We start from the raw sequence: 18494 nt of genomic DNA on the forward strand, positions 1-18494 counted from the left end.
CTTTTTGCAGCGACATAGTCTCGCTCAGGCCTGCTTATCGGCAAAATTGCGGCCCGGGCAAGACGATGAGTTGCCCCGGCTACTGGAAAGCAGTCTCGGAGAAGCTTCTCAACTTGCGCGAATGCAGCCGCTCCATCGGCATTTCGGCCAGCTTCTCCATCGCCCTGATGCCGATGGTGAGGTGCTGCGCCACCTGCCGCTTGTAGAATTCCGTCGCCATGCCGGGCAGTTTCAGTTCGCCATGCAAAGGCTTGTCGGAGACGCACAGCAGCGTGCCGTAGGGCACGCGGAAGCGGAAGCCGTTGGCGGCGATCGTCGCCGATTCCATGTCGAGCGCGATGGCGCGCGACTGCGAAAGGCGCTGCACCGGTCCGCGCTGGTCACGCAGTTCCCAGTTGCGGTTGTCGATGGTGGCGACGGTGCCGGTGCGCATGATGCGCTTGAGATCGTAGCCGGAAAGTCCCGTTACCTCGGCGACCGCTTCCTGCAGCGCCACCTGGATCTCGGCCAGCGGCGGGATCGGCACCCAGACCGGCAGGTCGTCGTCGAGCACATGATCCTCGCGCACATAAGCATGGGCCAGCACATAGTCGCCCAGTGCCTGCGTATTGCGCAGGCCGGCGCAGTGGCCGAGCATCACCCAGGCATGTGGCCGAAGCACCGCGATATGGTCGGTGATGGTCTTGGCGTTGGACGGGCCGACGCCGATATTGACCATGGTGATGCCGCCATGGCCCGACTTCTTCAGATGGTAGGCCGGCATTTGCGGCAGGCGCTGTGGCGGGGTGCCTTCGCTCGCCGCGCCGGCCCCGGCCTTGGTCACGAGGTTGCCCGGCTCGACGAATTCGCTGTAACCGCCGCCGCCGCTCTCCATCAGCTCGCGGGCCCGCGCCACGAACTCGTCGATGTAAAACTGGTAATTGGTGAACAGCACGAAATTCTGGAAATGCTGCGGGCTGGTCGCCGTGTAGTGCGTCATGCGGTGCAGCGAATAGTCGATGCGCTGGGCCGTGAACGGCGCCAGCGGCCTCGGCTCGCCGAACGCGACCTCGAAAGTGCCGTTGGCGATCTGGTCGTCCGTGCCGTCGAGATCCGGCACGTCGAACAGGTCGCGGATCGGCCGCCTGATCCGCTCGGCAGCCGTACCATCGACATAGGTGCCCTCCAGGAAGGCGAAATGCAGCGGGATCGGCGTCGTCGATTCCGACACCGTGACCTGGACGCCGTGATTGCGCATGATGAGCCGAAGCTGCTCGACGAGATAGTTCTCGAACAGCTTTGGCTGGGTGATGGTGGTGGCAAAATGCCCGGGCGTCGGCATATGGCCGTAGGCCTGGCGCGAGTCGATCTGCGTGAACGAGGTGGTGGTGACGCCGATCTGCGGATAGAAGGCCCGGTAGCGCCTGCTCTCGTCGCCGCCGGCGGCGAGCTTGGCGAAGGAATCGCGCAGGAATTTGGTGTTGCGGTCGTAGAGCGCCTCCAGCGCCGCGACCGCCTTCTTGGCGTCGTCAAAACTCTGCCTGCCGAAAGGCTCCGGCATGACGACCGATTCGATGGCTTGGGGGTAGATTCGCTTTTCCATGGCCCAATATAGGGATTTGGAAGAGCGCTTGGGAGGGGGAGGCGGGCGCGAAGCCCGCCTTGCGGAGTATTTTTCTCTGGCCGTGTCAGCCACGCTGCAGGCTGACCAGCAGCACGAAGCCGATGCCTGCCTTCTTCGGCGTTGGCGCCTCGATGACCGAACCGGCGTCGGCGCGCATCATCGGCACCGCCAGCACAGGAGCGGCAAGCACCATCAGGATGAGCATCGCCCGCGGCAGGAGCCGAAGAGCTTTGAGGGTGGAGGCAGCGATGCGGTTCATGGTGGTCGTTCCGGTTTCGAGTATTGGTCGTTTCAGCGGCCGAAATGGTTCATGCAGTCCAGCCGGCAGGTATCGGCCATTCGCGGTGAGCGCGCCGGACGGCCGGCTTCGGCCACGAGGATGGCGAAGAACATGCCGAACAGGCTCATCAGCAGGCAGACGATGGTGAAGCGGCGGACAAGCATTGGTCTCTCCTTCGATGGCGAGGAGAATGCCCGAACGCCTCTGAACCGGTTCTGAGACCAATATTCATCTGCGGTTCAAATTGGCTGATGGGGTCATGACCGGCCGAAGGCCTGCGAAGTGCCTTGTCCAGGCTCAGAAACGGCGCTCAAAAGGAAAACGGGGCGCCGGGCCCCGTTTTTGCATCGTCATCCGTTCGACTGTCAGAGCTTGTGCCAGGTCTGGGTCTTGCAGATCAGTCCGCCCAGAACGCAGCCGCTCATCTTTAGCGAGGTGCCGGAAAGCGTCGCCTTGCCGGAATAGGTCTTGTCGGTTTCCGGGTCTGTTATGGTGCCGGTGTACTTGTTGTCGCCGGCCGCCTTGAAGGAGCCGATCGTCTTGCCGGCATATTTGCCGGACTTGAGCGTGATGGAAAACGCCCCGCCGCCGGCGATCGCCGCTGTCGATCCGGCCTGCGTCTTCCAATTGCCCTCGATCGGGTCGGCCGACGCGGCGCCTGCCATCATCAAGGTGGCCGCCAGGGCCAGGCTGACTTTTCGAAACATGCTTGTCCTCCCTTTAGGGTTCCGGCGGGCCTCGTTCCGCCTCTCTGTCCCTTACGCAAACGTAAAGCTAATCCAGCCATCGCCAAAACGAAAGCCGTGCCCCGACGGAAGCTTGCAAGGATTTTGGCCGGGTCGATCGTTGAAAATGAACGGATGGCGAAAAAGGCTTCGGTTTCCGTGGTTAGCGAAGTCTTGATTCCCGCGCCCCAAATTTTCGACGAATTTGGCGCAGATCGGCTGAATTGCTGGATTCCTATGCTTAACGGTTCTTCGCGTTTACCTCTTGTTTTAGCTTTGTTTTCTTCAAATTAAGCAAGCCATTTAACGACGGATTCAAGGCGAGCCGTCATCCTCGAAAGCATCGAAAGAGCGGCCCGCCCAGGGGACTTCCAGGGACAGAAGGAGGCAGCTCTCGGGAGCAGACAGGGGATTGAAATGGCACGCTTTGAAATGCTTGAAGCCGGCTTCGGCGCCATGGGGGCAACTGCCCAGGCCGACATTCTTTTTGAACTGGGCATGATGTATGCGACCGGCCGCGATTGCGAGACCGACGTCATTGCCGCCCACAAATGGTTCAACATCGCCGCGATCAAGGGATCGCTCCGCGCCGCCGAGCTGCGCTCGGAATTGTCGGCATCGATGTCGAAGGCCGAGATCGCCAAGGCGCTGCGCGAAGCGCGCGAATGGATGACGATGCACTGATTTTGCGGGGTAAGGCCCGAAAGCTCTTAAAGGGACAAGGCCGCAAAAAGACGGCCGGTTAACCAGACCAAGAACGCGGCAGGTCAACGAACTCAAGCCGTGCGACAACACAGGGAAGCGAGCGGGTTCAGGCGCGCGGGGCGCCGGGAAGCTCGACTGCAAAAGCCGCGACCGGCCGGGACAAGGCCGGCACGGCTTTTGCATTTGCGCAGTCTCCGGAACGGCGGCTTGGCCCAAGAACTCCCCGTCGAAATGAACCAAATCCCGATACATTGTGCTCTCGACAGTTCCGGCGAAGGGTGAAATTGTCCCGGCTCTCTGGAAGAAGCGTGGCCGGAACGGCCGCGCGCAAGTGGAGGAGTTCTATTGTCATGAAAAGATTGGGTATTTTGAGCGCGGCCGCATTGGGCCTGACGATGAGCGCATCGGTTGCCTTCGCCGACGACATCACGATTTCGGTGGTCGGCCCGATGACCGGGCAGCTCGCCAACATCGGCGACCAGTTCAAGCAGGGCGCGCAGGCCGCGGCGGATGCCATCAATGCCGCCGGAGGTGTCAACGGCAACAAGATCAAGATCGACATCCAGGACGACCAATGCGATCCGAAGCAGGCCGTGTCGGTCGCCAACCGCATCGTCGCCAACGGCGTCAAGTTCGTCGACGGCCATGCCTGCTCGGGCTCGAGCATTCCCGCTTCCGCCGTCTACGCCGAAGCCGGCACCCTGATGATGAGCCCGGCCTCGTCTAATCCGGAACTGACCGACGCCGCGGCCAAGGCCGGCTGGCCGACGATTATGCGCCTCTACACGCGTGACGATGCGCAGGGCGCTTTCATCGGTCCATGGATCGCCAAGAAATATGCCGGCAAGAACGTCGTCGTCCTGCACGACAAGAGCGCCTACGGTCAGGGCGTTGCCGATGCTGTCAAGGCGACCATGAATGCAGGCGGCCTCAAGGAGGTCGACTATGAAGGCATCAATGCCGGCGAGAAGGACTATTCGGCTTTGGTCACCAAGCTGAAAGAGCTCAAGGCCGACGTCGTCTATTTCGGCGGCTACCATCCGGAGGCCGGCTTGATCCTGCGCCAGGCAGCGGAGCAGAACGTCAAGTTCCAGCTGATCATGCCGGACTCGATCGCCTCGCCGGAATTCTGGCAGATCGCCGGCCCGGCCGGTGAAGGCACGATGTTCGTCTTCCCCTCGGATCCGCAGTCGAAGCCGGAAGCGAAGGAGGCCGTGGCCAAGATCAAGCAAGGCGGCTTCACACCGGAAGGTTTCACGCTGTTCTCCTATGCAGTGATCCAGGCGGTGGCCGAAGGCGTCAAGCGCGCCGGCACCGACGACCCGGCCAAGGTCGCCGAGGCGCTGAAGGACGGCAAGCCGATCAGCACCGTGGTCGGCGACGTGATCTTCGACGAGAAGGGCGACCTGAAGAACGCCAGCTACGACATCAACCAGTGGCACGACGGCAAATACGCGCCGATCAAGCCGTAATTCGTTCTGCAGATCGATTGGAAATGGCCGGGATTTGTCCCGGCCGTTTTCGTATGTGCCTTGGCACTGATTTGGAGGCCAGTTCGGCGCTCTACGGCGCCCCCCTGGAGTCCTGCTGCCCCAGCCAGTTTGTCCCGTTGCCGATCCAAGGCGACCGGCAGCTCAGCCCCGTGCGTCCTCGAACCGCACCAGCACCGTGCCGTCGCTCACTTGCGCGCCTTCGGCCGCGATCTCGGCAATCACCCCATCATGGGGTGCGGCGATCGTGTGCTCCATCTTCATCGCTTCGAGGATTAGGAGCGGCTGGCCCTTGATAACTTTATCGCCCGCTGCCGCGCGCACCAGCTTGACCAATCCCGGCATCGGCGCGCGCAGGCTGTCCGACGCGGCCGCGGCCTCATCCGCCTTGGCCAGCGGATCCGGCACCGTGAATGTATATCCGACCGCTCCTTCGAACACCGTGACATGGCCCGGCCAGCGCGCGCTGCGCGGCATGCTCCTGAGGTCGTGCGCGTTGAGCGCGTTATGCGGCGCCTCCAGCGCCACCTGGAAGCGGCCGTCAGGCCGCGCCGATACCCGGGCCAGGATGTTCTCCTCGCCGTAACGCAACCGGGTGCGGCGCGCCAGCGTATGGAAATGCGCATAGCCGGCGAGCGAGGACCACGGATCGGCGGCCGGACCCGCCGTGCTTGCGTCGGTCGCTGCCAGCGCCGCCGCGGCGATCGCTTCATCGCTTGGCGCGGGAACAGCGACGAGAGCATCCTGATGCCGGCCGATCAGGCCGGTGTCGATATCGCCCGCCGCGAAATCGGCGTCGGCGGCGAGTGCTGCAAGGAAGGCGGTGTTGACCGTCGAGCCGGCAACTTCGGTTCGGGCCAGCGCCTTGCGCAGCGCGCCAAGCGCGGTGGTTCTGTCCCTAGCGTGCACCACCAGCTTGGCGATCATCGGATCGTAGAAGGGCGAGATCGCATCGCCGGACCGCACGCCGGTCTCGATGCGCATGGCGGCATCCTCCGGCGGCGTGTCGGGGAATTTGAGATGATAAAGCGTGCCCGTCGCCGGCAGGAATCCCCTGGCCGCGTCCTCGGCGTAGATGCGCGCCTCGAAAGCATGTCCGGCAAGGGCGATCTCGTTCTGCGCCTTCGGCAGTTTTTCGCCGGCGGCGACACGAAGCTGCCATTCGACCAGATCGACGCCGGTGACCATCTCGGTGACGGGATGCTCGACCTGCAGCCGTGTGTTCATCTCCATGAACCAGAAGCGGTCGGCTTTGAGGGCCTCGGAAGCATCGACGATGAACTCGATCGTGCCGGCGCCCGAATAGCTGATTGCCTTGGCGGCCTTCACCGCCGCTTCCGTCATCGCCTTGCGCAGCGCCGGCGTCATGCCGGGGGCGGGCGCCTCCTCGATCACCTTCTGGTGGCGGCGCTGCGCCGAGCAGTCGCGCTCGAAAAGATGCACGACATTGCCGAAATTGTCACCGAACACCTGGACTTCGATGTGGCGCGGCTTGTCGACATATTTTTCGACCAGAACGCGGTCGTCGCCGAAGGCAGCCTTGGCCTCGCGCCGCGCTCCGGACAGCGCCTCGGAGAAGTCGTCCGGATGGTCGACGCGCCGCATGCCCTTGCCGCCGCCGCCGGCGCGCGCCTTGATCAGCACCGGGTAGCCGATCTCGCGCGCTTTTGTGGCAAGCAGCACAATCTCCTGCGCTTCGCCGTGATAGCCGGGCACCACCGGAACGCCGGCCTTTTCCATCAACCGCTTGGCGGCGTCCTTCAGCCCCATGGCGCGGATCGAGGCGGCGGACGGGCCGATGAAGATGAGGCCCGCCGCCGTCACCTGGTCGACGAAGTCGGGGTTCTCCGAAAGGAAGCCGTAGCCGGGGTGGATAGCCTCGGCGCCTGTGGCAAGCGCCGCGGCAATGATCCTGTCGCCGCGCAGATAGCTGTCACCGACCGGCGAGGGGCCGATATGCACCGCCTCGTCGGCCATCTCGACATGCAGCGCTCGCGCGTCGGCATCCGAATAGACGGCGACTGTTCGCACGCCGAGCTTGCGCGCGGTGCGGATGACGCGGCAAGCGATCTCGCCGCGATTGGCGATCAGGATCTTGCCGAACATGGAGCCTCCCGAGTTTGCGACGGGCAGCGCCAATTCGGCAGGCGCGGGCCTACTTCGATGCGGCGATCTCGCAGGCGCCGCCCGTAGTCACCTTGTAGTGCGCGCGCGTGGCCAGGCAGGATTTCATCGCCAGCTCTTCCGCAACTTTTTGGGACGGCGCATTCAGGTGTCCACCACAGATGATGTAAGACGACATGATCCGGGCATAAGGCGTGGTCGCGTAGGCTGAATGGCCGCTCGCCGCCAAATAGGCCTTGTATGCCCTGTTGCACGGATCCTTGGGATTGCGTGGGATGTAAGGTGGAAAGCGCTTGTCCCCCTCGCTTCCAGCCAGCGACCCGGCGACGACAGCGCCGCACGAGGCGAATATAAGCATTCCTGCAAGTATCGACGCGGATGCTTTCCGCAGATATTCTCGTGTCATTTTTACCCCATCCCCATAAGACAATGCAGGATGAGCAATATCGAATATTTGCCGGCGCCGCTAGATGGTCACTCAAGAATCTCGATCTCGTGAACGGGTGGAACGTCTTTGTCATAAAGTTCAGGCTCCCCCAATCGCAGCAACGGTTGAGCTGTATAGTTTGGCAGTCAGATCGTCGAAGCAGCAGAAAGTTACGGTCTCGGGGATGGCGTTTTCGCCTAGAAAAACAGCAACCGTGCCGACGGCTATTTCGGTAGCCTGATCTTTCGGATAGCCGTAGATGCCGGTCGAGATCGCCGGAAATGCTATCGTTCGACAGTCCTTACCGGTGGCAATCTCCAGCGAGCGCCGATAGCAGGAGGCGAGCAACTCCGCCTCGCTCTCGCCGCCGCCGTGCCAGACCGGGCCGACGGTGTGAATGACATAGCGCGCCGGCAGCCGGTAGCCTTTCGTCAGTTTGGCATCCCCGGTCCTGCAGCCGTTCAGCGTCCGGCATTCGGCGACCAGCTCCGGCCCGGCGGCGCGGTGGATAGCGCCGTCGACACCACCGCCGCCGAGCAGCGAGGAATTGGCGGCATTGACGATGGCATCGACCTTAAGCCTGGTGATGTCGCCGGTATGCACGCGGATCCTATCGCTGACGCCGCTCATCGTCACATCCTGAACACGCCGAACTTCGTTTCCTCGACCCCGGTATTGAGCGCCGCCGAGAGGCTGAGCGCCAGCACCTCGCGTGTTTTGGCCGGATCGATGATGCCGTCGTCCCAAAGCCTTGCCGAAGAATAGAGCGGGTGACCCTCATGCTCGTATTTCATCAGGATCGGCTTCCTGAATTTCGCTTCCTCCTCGGCGCTCCACTCACCGCCCTTGCGCTCGATGCCCTCGCGCTTGACCATGGCGAGCACCGTCGCCGCCTGCTCGCCGCCCATCACCGAAATGCGCGCATTCGGCCACATCCACAGGAAGCGGGGCGAATAGGCGCGGCCGCACATGCCGTAATTGCCGGCGCCGAACGAACCGCCGATGATCACCGTAAGCTTCGGCACGCGTGCCGTGGCGACCGCCGTGACCAGCTTGGCGCCGTCCTTGGCGATGCCGCCGGCCTCATACTTTCGCCCGACCATGAAGCCGGTGATGTTCTGCAGGAAGATCAGCGGAATGCCGCGCTGGCAGCAGAGCTCGATGAAATGCGCGCCCTTCAGCGCGCTTTCCGAGAACAGCACCCCATTGTTGCCGAGGATGCCGACCGGCATGCCGTGCAGATGCGCAAAACCGGTGACCAAGGTGGTGCCGTAATTCTGCTTGAACTCGTCGAACTCGGAACCGTCGACCAGACGCGCGATCACCTCGCGAACGTCATAGGGCTGGCGCAAATCCGTCGGCACGATGCCGTAGAGTTCATGCGGATCGTGAAGCGGCGATACCGGTTTCTGTAAGTTCAGGCTTACGGCCTTGTTCCGATTCAGGTTCTTGACGATGCGTCGGCAAATGGCCAGCGCGTGCTCGTCATCCATGGCATAGTGGTCGGCGACGCCGGAAAGCCTGGTGTGGACCTCGGCGCCGCCGAGCTCCTCGGCGCTGACATCCTCGCCGGTGGCAGCCTTCACCAGCGGCGGGCCGCCAAGAAAAATGGTCGCCTGGTTGCGCACCATGATCGTTTCGTCCGACATCGCCGGCACATAGGCCCCGCCCGCCGTGCAGGAGCCCATGACGCAAGCGATCTGCGGGATGCCGGCTGCCGACATGTTGGCCTGGTTGTAGAAGATGCGGCCGAAATGCTCACGGTCGGGGAAGACCTCGTCCTGGTTGGGCAGGTTGGCGCCGCCGCTGTCGACCAGGTAGACGCAAGGCAGCTTGTTCTGCAGCGCGATCTCCTGCGCGCGCAGATGCTTCTTCACCGTCACCGGATAATAGGTGCCGCCTTTCACCGTCGCGTCGTTGACGACGACCATGACCTCCCGGCCTTCGACACGGCCGATGCCGGTGATGATGCCGGCCGACGGAATATCCTCGCCATACATCGACCATGCCGCGAACTGGCCGACCTCGAGAAAAGGCGAGCCGGTGTCGAGCAGTTGCGCCAATCTTTCGCGCGGCAGCAGCTTGCCGCGGCTTTGGTGGCGCTCGCGCGCCTCGTCCGAGCCGCCGCGCTCGATGCCCGCCGCCTTCTCGGCGATATCGTCGACCAGCGCCCGCATGCGCTCGGCATTGGCGCGGAAGCTTTCCGAGGAGGGGGAGATTTGGGTTTGGAGTGTGGCCACGTTATTCCTCACACCTCTTGATGCCGCAACGCAACCAGTGTAACAGCCCGCACCCGGATGCTGCGTGCGCAGCGCGGCATCTTTTGTACGAATGACACCTCAGGAGGCGACGATGAAAGGCATCGATATGCGTTTCACCAAATGTCTCCCCTCGGCCATGGCCTGACGCCGCCGAAGGGCGGCTTTCCACGTCCCGGATTCGAGCAAAAGGAACACGGCGCCTGCAAGCGCTGTGGGTGTCACTATGTATGTGCGGTTTGTAACGCCGCTGATCCATCCGAAGAGCCGGGTAGAGAGCGGCTTTTTCCATGCGTCCTGGTACTTGTACCGGAATGGCTGCCCGGACTGGATCCATGGCGAACTGGAGGATCAGTTCGACTGGTTCAATCGGCATTTGCCCATTCCTGGCCGGGTTGGGCGGCATTTCAAGCGCCGTGAGTCGATTTGGGGCGTCTGCTGGTTCCACCCGAACGCCAAGGAAGCCATCAGCCGTGCGCGCTATTGCGCCTGGCTGATCGAGGAGGGCGGCTTGCCTGTGCGCTCGATCACGTCCCGGCGCCAGCGTGAGGTTCTGTGGCGCGATGAGCATCAGATCGTCGCCAAGCCGACCGACGACCTGCCCAAGGCGTTCGGCTGAGGTGACGGAGGGAGACATCACACTCCCTCCGCCATGATCTCGCGGCCGATCAGCCAGCGGCGGATCTCGCTGGTGCCGGCGCCGATCTCGTAGAGCTTGGCGTCGCGCAGAAGCCGCCCGGTCGGATAATCGTTGATATAGCCGTTGCCGCCGAGCAGCTGGATGGCATCGAGCGCCATCTGCGTCGCCTTTTCGGCCGCGAAGAGCACGCAGCCGGCGGCGTCCTTGCGCGTGGTCTCGCCGCGGTCGCAGGCACCGGCCACGGCGTAGACATAGGCGCGCGCCGCGTTCATCGTCGAATACATGTCGGCAAGCTTGCCCTGCACCAGCTGAAAACTGCCGATCGGCTGGCCGAACTGCTTGCGCTCATGCACGTAAGGCACCGCCACGTCGAGGCAGGCCGCCATCAGCCCGATCGGCCCGCCGGAGAGCACGGCGCGCTCATAGTCGAGGCCCGACATCAGCACCTCGACGCCGCGCCCTTCCTCATGCAGCACATTCTCGAACGGCACCTCGACATTCTCGAAGACGAGCTCGCCGGTGTTCGAGCCGCGCATGCCGAGCTTGTCGAGTTTTTGGGCCACCGAAAACCCGGCAAAGGTTTTTTCGATGATGAAGGCGGTGATGCCGCGCGAATTGCGCTCCGGATCGGTCTTGGCATAGACCACCAAGGTCTCGGCATCGGGTCCGTTGGTGATCCACATTTTCGAACCGTTGAGCACATAGCGGTCGTTGCGCTTTTCGGCGCGCAGCCGCAGCGACACGACGTCCGAGCCTGATCCGGACTCCGACATTGCCAGCGCGCCGACCTTTTCGCCCGAGCAGAGCGCAGGGAGGTATTTCTCCTTCTGTGCCGGCGTTGCCCAGCGGTTGATCTGGTTAACGCAGAGATTGGAATGCGCGCCGTAGGAGAGGCCGACCGAGGCGGATGCGCGGGAAATCTCCTCCATCGCCACGACATGCGCGAGATAGCCCATACCGCTGCCGCCGAACTCGGCATCGGCGGTGATGCCGAGCAGGCCGAGCGCGCCGAGCTCCCCCCACAGATGTGCCGGGAATTCGTTGGAGCGGTCGATATCGGCCGCGATCGGCGCGATCCTGTCTTGTGCGAAGCGCCTTACGGTATCGCGCAACGCCTCAATGTCGGCATCAAGCCCGAAGTTCAGCGTATTCGTGTACATGGCGTTCCTCCCGGCGCATGACCCCGAAATCGACTTCGATAAGGATAATGCGCGAAATCAAAGTGCCGTGGCCTCCTTTGCGCGTCGGACGGGACGCGTTGCGCTGCCGGCGCCGATCTTCGCGCCGACGAGCCGCCTTGTCATCGAAAGATATGTCTCCGTGACTTCAGAGATCGACAGCCGCTCGCCCGGACGGAACCAGACGATGACGCCGGTCATCATCTGGATCAGCGCCATGGCGGTCAGGCCGACATCGTCGATCTCGAAGATGCCGGCGTCGGCGCCGTCGCGCAGGATCGCGCGCAATTCCTTCTCATAGGCCGTGCGCATCTTGAGGATCTGCGTCAGCCGCTCATGCGAGAGGCTGCGCAATTCCATGTTGGAGACATGGGTGGCGCGGCGCCGCTCGATATGGAAGGCAATGTGGTTCTCGACATAGGCGGCGAGCCGCGCCGCCGGATCGGCCGGTGCCGGGCGCGCGTCATCCCAGGCCTTGAGCAGGCCTTCCATATGCTCGCGCATCAGCGTGAACAGCAGATCCTCCTTGGTGGGAAAATAGCGATAGAGCGCGGCGGCCTGCACGCCGACTTCGGTCGCCAGCTGGCGCATCGACATCGCCTCATAGCCGAGCCGCGCGATCAGCCCGACCGCCGCCTCGCGAACGGCCGCCTCGGTTTTTTCGCCATCTGAACCCGTGGTGCGTGCCATGTTTGCCTCTGCGAAGCAGATAATAAAACGAACGTTCAATTAATTCAAGGGGGCAAGCGATGGTGTTCAGGCCGAAGGGCAATGGCCTGCAATCGGTCTGACGCAAGCCTCGGCTGGATCTGTAGAGCGGAGCGACTTAGTCGCCGCGGAAAGCGCGGCTCGCCTGATCGGTCAGGGGCTTAAGCAGATAGGAAAGCACCGTGCGGTCGCCGGTTCTCAGGAACACCTCCGCCGGCATTCCCGGCTTCAGTTCCAGCGATCCCGCCTGTTTGAGGCTGCTTTGCGTCAGCACGATGCGCACCGCGTAATAGGCGACCCCGGCTTTCTGGTCTTCGATGAGGTCGGGCGAGATACGGTCAACCTGGCCCTCGACTTCCGGCGTGATCTGCTGGCTGAAGGCCGAAAGGCGAAGCGTGGCGTTCTGTCCGATGCGCACCTGGTCGATGTCCTGCGGCGCGACGCGCGCCTCGACCACCAGCGCGTCGGCGCTCGGCACGATCTGCATGATCGCCTCGCCGGGCGCGATCACGCCGCCGATCGTGTGCACGGCCAGCTGATGCACCCGGCCCGATTGCGGGGCGCGGATATCGATCTGCTTCAGCGTTTGCTCGGCCGCGATCTGACGCTCGCGCAGTTCGCTCATCTTGCCGTCGATCTCCCTCAGTTCGCCCGCCACTTCGCTGCGCAGGTCCTGATCGATCTGGATGATCGCCAGTTCCATCTCGCTGATGCGCCCGCGCGTCTGCGCGGCGGCGGCGATCAACTGCCCGTTTTCGCCGTCGAGCCTTGCCTCGGCGCGTTCGCGATCGGCCAGACGCGAGATCGGCACCAGCTTCTTTTTCCAGAGGTCCCGCATGCCCTCGAGCTCGATCTTGGTGAGGGATATCTCCTGCTGCTTGCTCCTGAGCTGGGCCTCGATACCCGCGATCTCCTGACGGAACTGCACGATGCGCTCGCGTAGCTGTGAAATCTTGCCCTCGCGCGCCTGCCGCCGCAGCGCGAACAGCCTGTTCTCGCCGTCGATGAGATGACCGATCTGAGGGGCATGCGCGTTTCCCGACAGCTGCTCGGGATAGAGCACCGCCTGGGCGCCGTCGCGTTCGGCAATCAGCCGGGCGCGGCGGGCAGAGAGCTCGTCGAGACCGTTGTCGACGATGGCGAGATTGGCACGCGCCACCGTGTCGTCCAGCCGCACCAGGACGTCGCCCGCCTCGACCGTGCTGCCGTTCTGCACGTTGAGAGCGCCGACGACGCCGCCTTGCGGATGCTGGACGGACTTCACGTTCGAGCCGACGACCAGATGGCCGCCTGCGACCACGGCTCCAGCAAGACTGCTTGATGCCGCCCAAAGGCCGAGCCCGCCGACAAGCAGCGCCGCTGCGATCGCTCCCGCCCGGACGTTCCTGCGAATGGCCTGACGCAAGCGCTGCTGCTGGGGCGAAGCACCTTCGATCGGCTTCGAACCGCGGTCGAGCAGCGCGATCGCGCGCGCCCTGGCGGACAATGCGATGTCGCGCACCACGCGCAACGCATCGGCTTTGAAATAGGGAGTTGCCGACCTCATCTCAGCCCGCCGATCCGACCGCATGCAGCGGTTTCGTCACCGGCTGCAAAGCCTGCCGTGCGATCTCGCTCTTCAGCCCGAATGCCTGCTGTCTGCCGCCATTCAGCACCAGCAAGTGGTCGAGCGCGGCGAGGGCGCTGGGACGATGCGCGACCACGATGACGATGCCGCCGCGCGCTTTGATGCCTTCGATGGCACGCGTCAGCGCTTGGTCGCCCGCGGCATCGAGGTTGGAATTCGGCTCGTCGAGCACGACGAGGAACGGATTGCCGAACAGCGCGCGCGCCAGGCCTACACGCTGACGCTGTCCGGCGGAAAGTGCCGCGCCGCTCTCGCCGATCTCGGTTTGATAGCCTTCGGGCAGGCGCAGGATCATGTCGTGCACGCCGGCAGCCTGGGAGGCCTCGATGATCGCCTCCGGCATGGCGTTCTCGTCGAAGCGGCTGATGTTCTGGGCGACCGTACCGGCGAACAATTCGACATCCTGCGGCAGATAGCCGATATGGCGGCCAAGCGCCTGCGCCGGCCACTGCTCGATTGCAGCGCCGTCGAGACGGATCTTGCCGCGCATCGTGGGCCATACGCCGACGAGCGCGCGCACGAGCGAGGATTTTCCGGAGCCGCTCGGGCCGATCAGGCCCATGCCGGAGCCGGCGTCGAGCGAAAAGTCGATATCCTCCAGCAGGATGCGCCGTCCACCAGGCGCCGTCACCCCGACGGTTTCCACAGCGAGTGTCGCGTTTGGCGCCGGAAGCTCCATGCCGCCATCGTCGACCGGAAAGGCGGCAAACAGATCGACCAGCCTCTGCCAGCTCTGGCGCGCGCTGGAAGTGCTTCCAATACGCGGTGGCGAGCTCGATCGGCGCCAGCGCCCGCGATGTCAGGATTGAACTGGCGATGATGATGCCGGGCGTGGCCTGCTGGTAAATGACCAGATAGGCGCCGAGCGCCAGGACCATCGACTGCAGCATCATGCGCATGATGCGCGAAGCCGCACCCAATCCGCTCGTCAGGTCGCTCGCCTGCGCCTGCGCCTCGCGGAAGGCGTTGTTTGCTTGGCTCCAGCGCCCGGCCAGCCTCTCGCCCATGCCCATGGCGGCCAGCACTTCGGCGTTGCGGGCGCTCGCCTGCGCGATCGCGCCGCGCCTTGTGCCGAAGCCCGACATTGCCTTGGTCGGGGCGCGGACCAGGCGATCGGTGAGCCCCGTCAGCGCGATCAGCAGCAGCGCGCCGATGAGCGCCGCGACGCCGATCCAGGGATGGAAAAGAAAGCAGATCACAACATAGAGCGGCATCCATGGCAGATCGAACAGCGCACCCGGGCCGGGGCTGGAAAGGAAGCCGCTGACCTGGTCGAGATCGCGTAGCGCCTGCAGGCCTTCGCCGCGATCAGGCGTTCTGAGCGGCAGCCGCACGAGGCAGTTGAAGACGCGGCCGGCGATGAGCTCGTCGATGCCGGCGCCGATGCGTGTCAGCACGCGCGCACGGATCGCTTCGAGGACGCCCTGGAAGGCATAAAGCACGGCGACCAGAATGATCAGCGCCACCAGCGTCGGCACGCTGCGGCTAGGCAGAACGCGGTCATAGACCTGCAGCATGAACAGCGAACCGGACAGCATCAGCACGTTGATGAGGCCGCTGAGGCCGGCGACGGCCGCATACGGGCCGCGGAAGGAGGCGAGCGCCTTGCGAAGCTCGGAAGGTTTCAGGTCAGCTAAAGGCGAGCGTGTCAGATGGTTACCCCCGAAAAAACCGCGCCCGGCTTGAGGCGGGTTGGCGGGCCGCGATCGAGGCGCGGCCCGCGGTCAAGATCAGCCGACGAGTGCCGTCGTTTGATGGTCGGAATGGCCGGCAATCTGCGCCAGGATCTTGGTGATCGCGGACTGCGCCGCATCGGCCGCGTCGGCAAAGACCGGATTGTCGGCCGGCAGGTGGTCGTGCAGCCCCGCTGCCGCCCGTTCCACAGCCTGCTGGACATGGTCCGACGGATCCGGCGCGTTGTCCGGATTGGCGTGCGAGGCGTGACGGAACAAGAATTGGTCGCCGTCCAAGGCCACCGCATCATGCTTGGGCGCGTCGGTGGAGTCGGTGAGACCAGGCGTGCCCCGGTCGCCAATAGGATGCTTACCGAAGAAGTCTGCGAGCCAATTTTTGGTGCCGTTGCCCGTGTTCGATCCGCTGGTCTGCGCGGCCGGGGTGTGGCCTGAATCGGATCCTGAATCTTCTGCCGATGCCGGTCGCCGCGAGCGTGCCCGATTTCATTGCCGGGTCGATCAGGTCGCGCTTGACGTTCTTGGTGCCGATTGTCGCCGTCTGCGTCGAAGTGACGATATTGGCACCCGAAAAAGTGACGCTATAGGTGCCGGGCTTCAGCGCTAGATCATAGCCGCCGGCGGCCGAGGTCGTGGTCTTGAAGGTCTGGCCGGCTGAGTTTCTGGCGGTCACCGTGATGGTGCCCAGCCCTTCGCCCGGATCGTAGAAACGGTCGCCGTCCTTGTCGTCGAAAGCGACGCCGGTGAGGAAGAGATCCGTGCCGCTCTTGGCGAAATCCTCGGTGACGAAGGCGCTGCTGCGGCCCTTGTAGTCGCCGACCTCGAAGGCGAGCCCAACTTCACGGAAGTTGGAATTGAGGATGTTGGCCCGGTGCCCGGGAGAATTCATCAGATTGGTGTGGAGAAGCTTGACCTCGTCGACATAGCCGGTCGGCGCGCGGGTCGTTGCCCAGGCGATGTTCTCGCCCGTGGCCCATGAGCCGCTCAGCGTATAACCGGCATTCGTCATGCGCGTCGTCGGCGACGAACCCCCGGAGCCGGTGTGGGAGAATGTGTCGGTGGCCAGCATCCACTTGTCGTGGCCCTCGGCGGCTTCGCTGAGATCGTTGTCGAAGGCCAGGGGCTGGGCGCCGGCCTTGGCGCGCTCAGCATTGATGAGCTCGAGCAGATACTGCTCGTTGGCACTGTGCTGCGGCATCGGATGTCCCCGTTGATACTGTTTGGTGAGCCCCCTGATCTCCCTCACCCGCCTTTCCGGCTATGGAGCAAATATGTTCATCATGCGGCGCTAAAGTAACAAATCGGAATATACACACATATATCGTGTGCGTATCGCACCAGAAGCAATGTCGGACGGTTTGCCGATCGGTGGATGGAAGCTGATTTCGGCGGACTTGCCTAGGCGATGATCCTGAAGCCGATAGGTGCACTGTCGTCCGTGCGTTCTTCGACCTCGACCCTGATGACCGTCGCGCCCCTAGGCCCCCGCCACAGCCGATCGACCATCGAGTCGATCGCTGCGTCGGCGCCGGCGATGAGCGCCGTGACCGAACCGTCGTGCTCGTTTCGCACCCAGCCCGTCAGTCCGAGGCGCACGGCTTCGTCCCGCGCCCAAACCCGGTAGCTGACCCCTTGCACCTTGCCGGAGATGCGCGCCCGAACGGTTCTCTTCTGCTCGACCATGCTCGTCTCCGCCTTCGAAGCCTTACGGAATCCGGCTCGGCGCCGCGCAAACGCAACGGCTGTGGATCGCCGTTAGTTCCCCCGCGCCGTCGCCAGCGCGCCAGGCAATTCCTCGGCGAAGATGTCGAGCTCATGGTCGAGGCCGACGCTGACCCGGATGCAGCGGTCGAGCCGCGGCGCCATCGGCTTGCGGATGAAGACGTCGCGCGAGAGCAGCGCCTGCATCACCTTCAGCGCGAAGGCGCCGTCGCGGCCGCAGTCTATGGTGACGAAATTGGTCGCCGAGGGCAGCGGCTTCAGACCGTTTTCCTCGGCGATGGCCGCAATGCGCCGGCGCCCCGCGGCCACGCGCGCCACCACCGAATTCAGATAGTCCTGATCGGCCAGCGCCTCGAGCCCGGCGATCTGCGCCATGCGGCTGACGCCGTAGTGGTTGCGGATCTTTTCGAAGTCGCGGATCACTTCCCGTTCGGCCACCGCATAGCCGCAGCGAATGCCGGCAAGCCCATACGCCTTGGAGAAGGTGCGCATGCGCACGACGTTCGGCCGCGCGACGTCGATTGGCGGCTGCGCCGATGCCGGTCCCAGCTCGCCATAGGCCTCGTCCAGCACCAGCATGGTGGTTTCCGGCAGCGCCTCGATGAAGCCGACGACGTCCGGCGCCTCCCACCAGCTTCCCATCGGATTGTCCGGATTGGAGAGATAGACGAGCGGCGCTCGTTCCCTGGCGACAGCGGCAAGCAGTCCGTCGAGGTCCTCCTTGTCGTCGGCGTAGGGAACCGTCACCAGCCGGCCGCCGACGCCGGCGATGTGGAAGTTGAAGGTGGGATAGGCGCCAAGCGAGGTCACCACCGCGTCGCCCGGCGCGACATACATGCGCGCCACAAGGCCGAGCAGTCCGTCAATGCCTTCGCCGACCACCACGTTCTCGACGCCGACATTGTGATGCGCGGCCGCCGCGACTTTGAGGTCGAAATTGTCGGGGTCGCAATACATCCACTGGTCGCGCGCGACGCTCTCCATGCGGGCAATCACGCGCGGCGAGGGCCCAAAGCTGCTCTCATTGGCGCCGATGCGGGCGCGGAAAGGCCGCCCGCGCTCGCGCTCTTGCGCCTCCGGCCCGACAAACGGCACCGTGGTTGGAAGCGCGCCGACGATCGGCGTAAGGGAAGGGCGCGGGCGCATGGCAAGGGCTCGGTTGAGAGGAGCTTCTTGGTAGCGTGGGCGAGGGGTGGGTGCAAGCTGCGCGAGAAACAACGAAGACGCACCATAGCCGGACTAGAGCGGGATGAAGTCATCTCCGGTCGTATCCTGCATTGGCGAAGTAGTTTGAGCACTCGGCGGGTGTCGTCCGG

At 63.9% G+C, this 18494-nt stretch carries 18 protein-coding genes and 1 pseudogene; 3 read left to right on the forward strand and 16 right to left on the reverse strand.

The features are described 5' to 3' along the window. Nucleotides 1-79: 79 nt before the first annotated feature. The 4 genes from CK218_RS06430 to CK218_RS06440 all read right to left on the reverse strand — a co-directional run bounded on the left by CK218_RS06430 (nucleotide 80) and on the right by CK218_RS06440 (nucleotide 2590). Nucleotides 80-1540, reverse strand: coding sequence for an AMP nucleosidase (locus tag CK218_RS06430; RefSeq protein WP_245299647.1), 1461 nt, complete (start codon nucleotides 1538-1540; stop codon nucleotides 80-82). 127 nt (nucleotides 1541-1667) lie between these two features. Beyond that, a complete protein-coding gene (locus CK218_RS06435) occupies nucleotides 1668-1862 on the reverse strand; it encodes a hypothetical protein (RefSeq protein WP_067321018.1) in 195 nt (64 codons plus the stop codon). A gap of 32 nt (nucleotides 1863-1894) precedes the next feature. Next, nucleotides 1895-2047 (reverse strand): hypothetical protein, encoded by a 153-nt coding sequence (locus CK218_RS30500; RefSeq protein ID WP_164747131.1) that lies wholly within the window; start codon nucleotides 2045-2047, stop codon nucleotides 1895-1897. A 201-nt stretch (nucleotides 2048-2248) separates the two neighbouring features. Then, nucleotides 2249-2590 carry a DUF2147 domain-containing protein gene (locus CK218_RS06440; RefSeq protein WP_066997546.1) on the reverse strand — a complete coding sequence of 114 codons (342 nt, stop codon included), beginning with the start codon at nucleotides 2588-2590 and terminating at the stop codon, nucleotides 2249-2251. A gap of 435 nt (nucleotides 2591-3025) precedes the next feature. Between CK218_RS06440 and CK218_RS06445 the strand changes: the two genes are divergently transcribed. Both CK218_RS06445 and CK218_RS06450 read left to right on the forward strand, forming a co-directional pair. Continuing rightward, nucleotides 3026-3292: a sel1 repeat family protein gene (locus CK218_RS06445; RefSeq protein ID WP_066997543.1), complete on the forward strand. Its 267-nt coding sequence runs from the start codon at nucleotides 3026-3028 to the stop codon at nucleotides 3290-3292. A 371-nt stretch (nucleotides 3293-3663) separates the two neighbouring features. Further along, on the forward strand, nucleotides 3664-4785 hold the full coding sequence (locus CK218_RS06450; RefSeq protein WP_067321025.1) for an ABC transporter substrate-binding protein: 1122 nt from the start codon (nucleotides 3664-3666) through the stop codon (nucleotides 4783-4785). Between the two features lie 162 nt (nucleotides 4786-4947). Here CK218_RS06450 and CK218_RS06455 read toward each other — a convergent pair whose 3' ends face one another. The 4 genes from CK218_RS06455 to CK218_RS06470 all read right to left on the reverse strand — a co-directional run bounded on the left by CK218_RS06455 (nucleotide 4948) and on the right by CK218_RS06470 (nucleotide 9594). Further along, nucleotides 4948-6909: an acetyl/propionyl/methylcrotonyl-CoA carboxylase subunit alpha gene (locus CK218_RS06455; protein WP_095827201.1), complete on the reverse strand. Its 1962-nt coding sequence runs from the start codon at nucleotides 6907-6909 to the stop codon at nucleotides 4948-4950. 49 nt (nucleotides 6910-6958) lie between these two features. After that, nucleotides 6959-7333: a hypothetical protein gene (locus CK218_RS06460; protein ID WP_066997532.1), complete on the reverse strand. Its 375-nt coding sequence runs from the start codon at nucleotides 7331-7333 to the stop codon at nucleotides 6959-6961. A 120-nt stretch (nucleotides 7334-7453) separates the two neighbouring features. Further along, nucleotides 7454-7984 carry an O-acetyl-ADP-ribose deacetylase gene (locus tag CK218_RS06465; protein ID WP_066997529.1) on the reverse strand — a complete coding sequence of 177 codons (531 nt, stop codon included), beginning with the start codon at nucleotides 7982-7984 and terminating at the stop codon, nucleotides 7454-7456. Nucleotides 7985-7986: 2 nt separating this feature from the next. Next, complete coding sequence (locus CK218_RS06470) at nucleotides 7987-9594, reverse strand: carboxyl transferase domain-containing protein (RefSeq protein WP_066997526.1); 1608 nt, start codon at nucleotides 9592-9594, stop codon at nucleotides 7987-7989. A 244-nt stretch (nucleotides 9595-9838) separates the two neighbouring features. Between CK218_RS06470 and CK218_RS06475 the strand changes: the two genes are divergently transcribed. Continuing rightward, a complete protein-coding gene (locus CK218_RS06475; protein WP_066997523.1) occupies nucleotides 9839-10231 on the forward strand; it encodes a hypothetical protein in 393 nt (130 codons plus the stop codon). Between the two features lie 17 nt (nucleotides 10232-10248). Here CK218_RS06475 and CK218_RS06480 read toward each other — a convergent pair whose 3' ends face one another. From CK218_RS06480 to CK218_RS06510, 8 genes and pseudogenes are all read right to left on the reverse strand, one after another. Continuing rightward, complete coding sequence (locus tag CK218_RS06480; protein ID WP_066997520.1) at nucleotides 10249-11412, reverse strand: isovaleryl-CoA dehydrogenase; 1164 nt, start codon at nucleotides 11410-11412, stop codon at nucleotides 10249-10251. Between the two features lie 57 nt (nucleotides 11413-11469). Then, on the reverse strand, nucleotides 11470-12120 hold the full coding sequence (locus CK218_RS06485) for a TetR/AcrR family transcriptional regulator (RefSeq protein WP_066997517.1): 651 nt from the start codon (nucleotides 12118-12120) through the stop codon (nucleotides 11470-11472). A gap of 136 nt (nucleotides 12121-12256) precedes the next feature. Beyond that, nucleotides 12257-13684 (reverse strand): HlyD family type I secretion periplasmic adaptor subunit, encoded by a 1428-nt coding sequence (locus CK218_RS06490; RefSeq protein WP_095823693.1) that lies wholly within the window; start codon nucleotides 13682-13684, stop codon nucleotides 12257-12259. Between the two features lies 1 nt (nucleotide 13685). Then, nucleotides 13686-15303, reverse strand: a pseudogene (locus CK218_RS06495) (type I secretion system permease/ATPase). A gap of 192 nt (nucleotides 15304-15495) precedes the next feature. Beyond that, nucleotides 15496-15717, reverse strand: coding sequence for a hypothetical protein (locus CK218_RS31055; RefSeq protein ID WP_245434926.1), 222 nt, complete (start codon nucleotides 15715-15717; stop codon nucleotides 15496-15498). 91 nt (nucleotides 15718-15808) lie between these two features. After that, nucleotides 15809-16654: a CAP domain-containing protein gene (locus CK218_RS06500; protein WP_245434929.1), complete on the reverse strand. Its 846-nt coding sequence runs from the start codon at nucleotides 16652-16654 to the stop codon at nucleotides 15809-15811. Between the two features lie 200 nt (nucleotides 16655-16854). Further along, complete coding sequence (locus CK218_RS06505; RefSeq protein WP_095827202.1) at nucleotides 16855-17139, reverse strand: acylphosphatase; 285 nt, start codon at nucleotides 17137-17139, stop codon at nucleotides 16855-16857. Between the two features lie 72 nt (nucleotides 17140-17211). Further along, nucleotides 17212-18324: a pyridoxal phosphate-dependent aminotransferase gene (locus CK218_RS06510; RefSeq protein WP_095827203.1), complete on the reverse strand. Its 1113-nt coding sequence runs from the start codon at nucleotides 18322-18324 to the stop codon at nucleotides 17212-17214. Nucleotides 18325-18494: the final 170 nt, after the last annotated feature.

The organism is Mesorhizobium sp. WSM3879, assembly GCF_002294915.1.
Lineage (GTDB): Bacteria > Pseudomonadota > Alphaproteobacteria > Rhizobiales > Rhizobiaceae > Mesorhizobium.

Coding starts and splice junctions, on each gene's coding strand:
- CK218_RS06430 (WP_245299647.1), bottom strand. CDS start 1,540: ATGCCGGAGCCTTTCGGCAGGCAGAGTTTTGACGACGCCAAGAAGGCG.
- CK218_RS06435 (WP_067321018.1), bottom strand. CDS start 1,862: ATGAACCGCATCGCTGCCTCCACCCTCAAAGCTCTTCGGCTCCTGCCG.
- CK218_RS30500 (WP_164747131.1), bottom strand. CDS start 2,047: ATGCTTGTCCGCCGCTTCACCATCGTCTGCCTGCTGATGAGCCTGTTC.
- CK218_RS06440 (WP_066997546.1), bottom strand. CDS start 2,590: ATGTTTCGAAAAGTCAGCCTGGCCCTGGCGGCCACCTTGATGATGGCA.
- CK218_RS06445 (WP_066997543.1), top strand. CDS start 3,026: ATGGCACGCTTTGAAATGCTTGAAGCCGGCTTCGGCGCCATGGGGGCA.
- CK218_RS06450 (WP_067321025.1), top strand. CDS start 3,664: ATGAAAAGATTGGGTATTTTGAGCGCGGCCGCATTGGGCCTGACGATG.
- CK218_RS06455 (WP_095827201.1), bottom strand. CDS start 6,909: ATGTTCGGCAAGATCCTGATCGCCAATCGCGGCGAGATCGCTTGCCGC.
- CK218_RS06460 (WP_066997532.1), bottom strand. CDS start 7,333: ATGACACGAGAATATCTGCGGAAAGCATCCGCGTCGATACTTGCAGGA.
- CK218_RS06465 (WP_066997529.1), bottom strand. CDS start 7,984: ATGAGCGGCGTCAGCGATAGGATCCGCGTGCATACCGGCGACATCACC.
- CK218_RS06475 (WP_066997523.1), top strand. CDS start 9,839: ATGTATGTGCGGTTTGTAACGCCGCTGATCCATCCGAAGAGCCGGGTA.
- CK218_RS06480 (WP_066997520.1), bottom strand. CDS start 11,412: ATGTACACGAATACGCTGAACTTCGGGCTTGATGCCGACATTGAGGCG.
- CK218_RS06485 (WP_066997517.1), bottom strand. CDS start 12,120: ATGGCACGCACCACGGGTTCAGATGGCGAAAAAACCGAGGCGGCCGTT.
- CK218_RS06490 (WP_095823693.1), bottom strand. CDS start 13,684: ATGAGGTCGGCAACTCCCTATTTCAAAGCCGATGCGTTGCGCGTGGTG.
- CK218_RS06500 (WP_245434929.1), bottom strand. CDS start 16,654: ATGCCGCAGCACAGTGCCAACGAGCAGTATCTGCTCGAGCTCATCAAT.
- CK218_RS06505 (WP_095827202.1), bottom strand. CDS start 17,139: ATGGTCGAGCAGAAGAGAACCGTTCGGGCGCGCATCTCCGGCAAGGTG.
- CK218_RS06510 (WP_095827203.1), bottom strand. CDS start 18,324: ATGCGCCCGCGCCCTTCCCTTACGCCGATCGTCGGCGCGCTTCCAACC.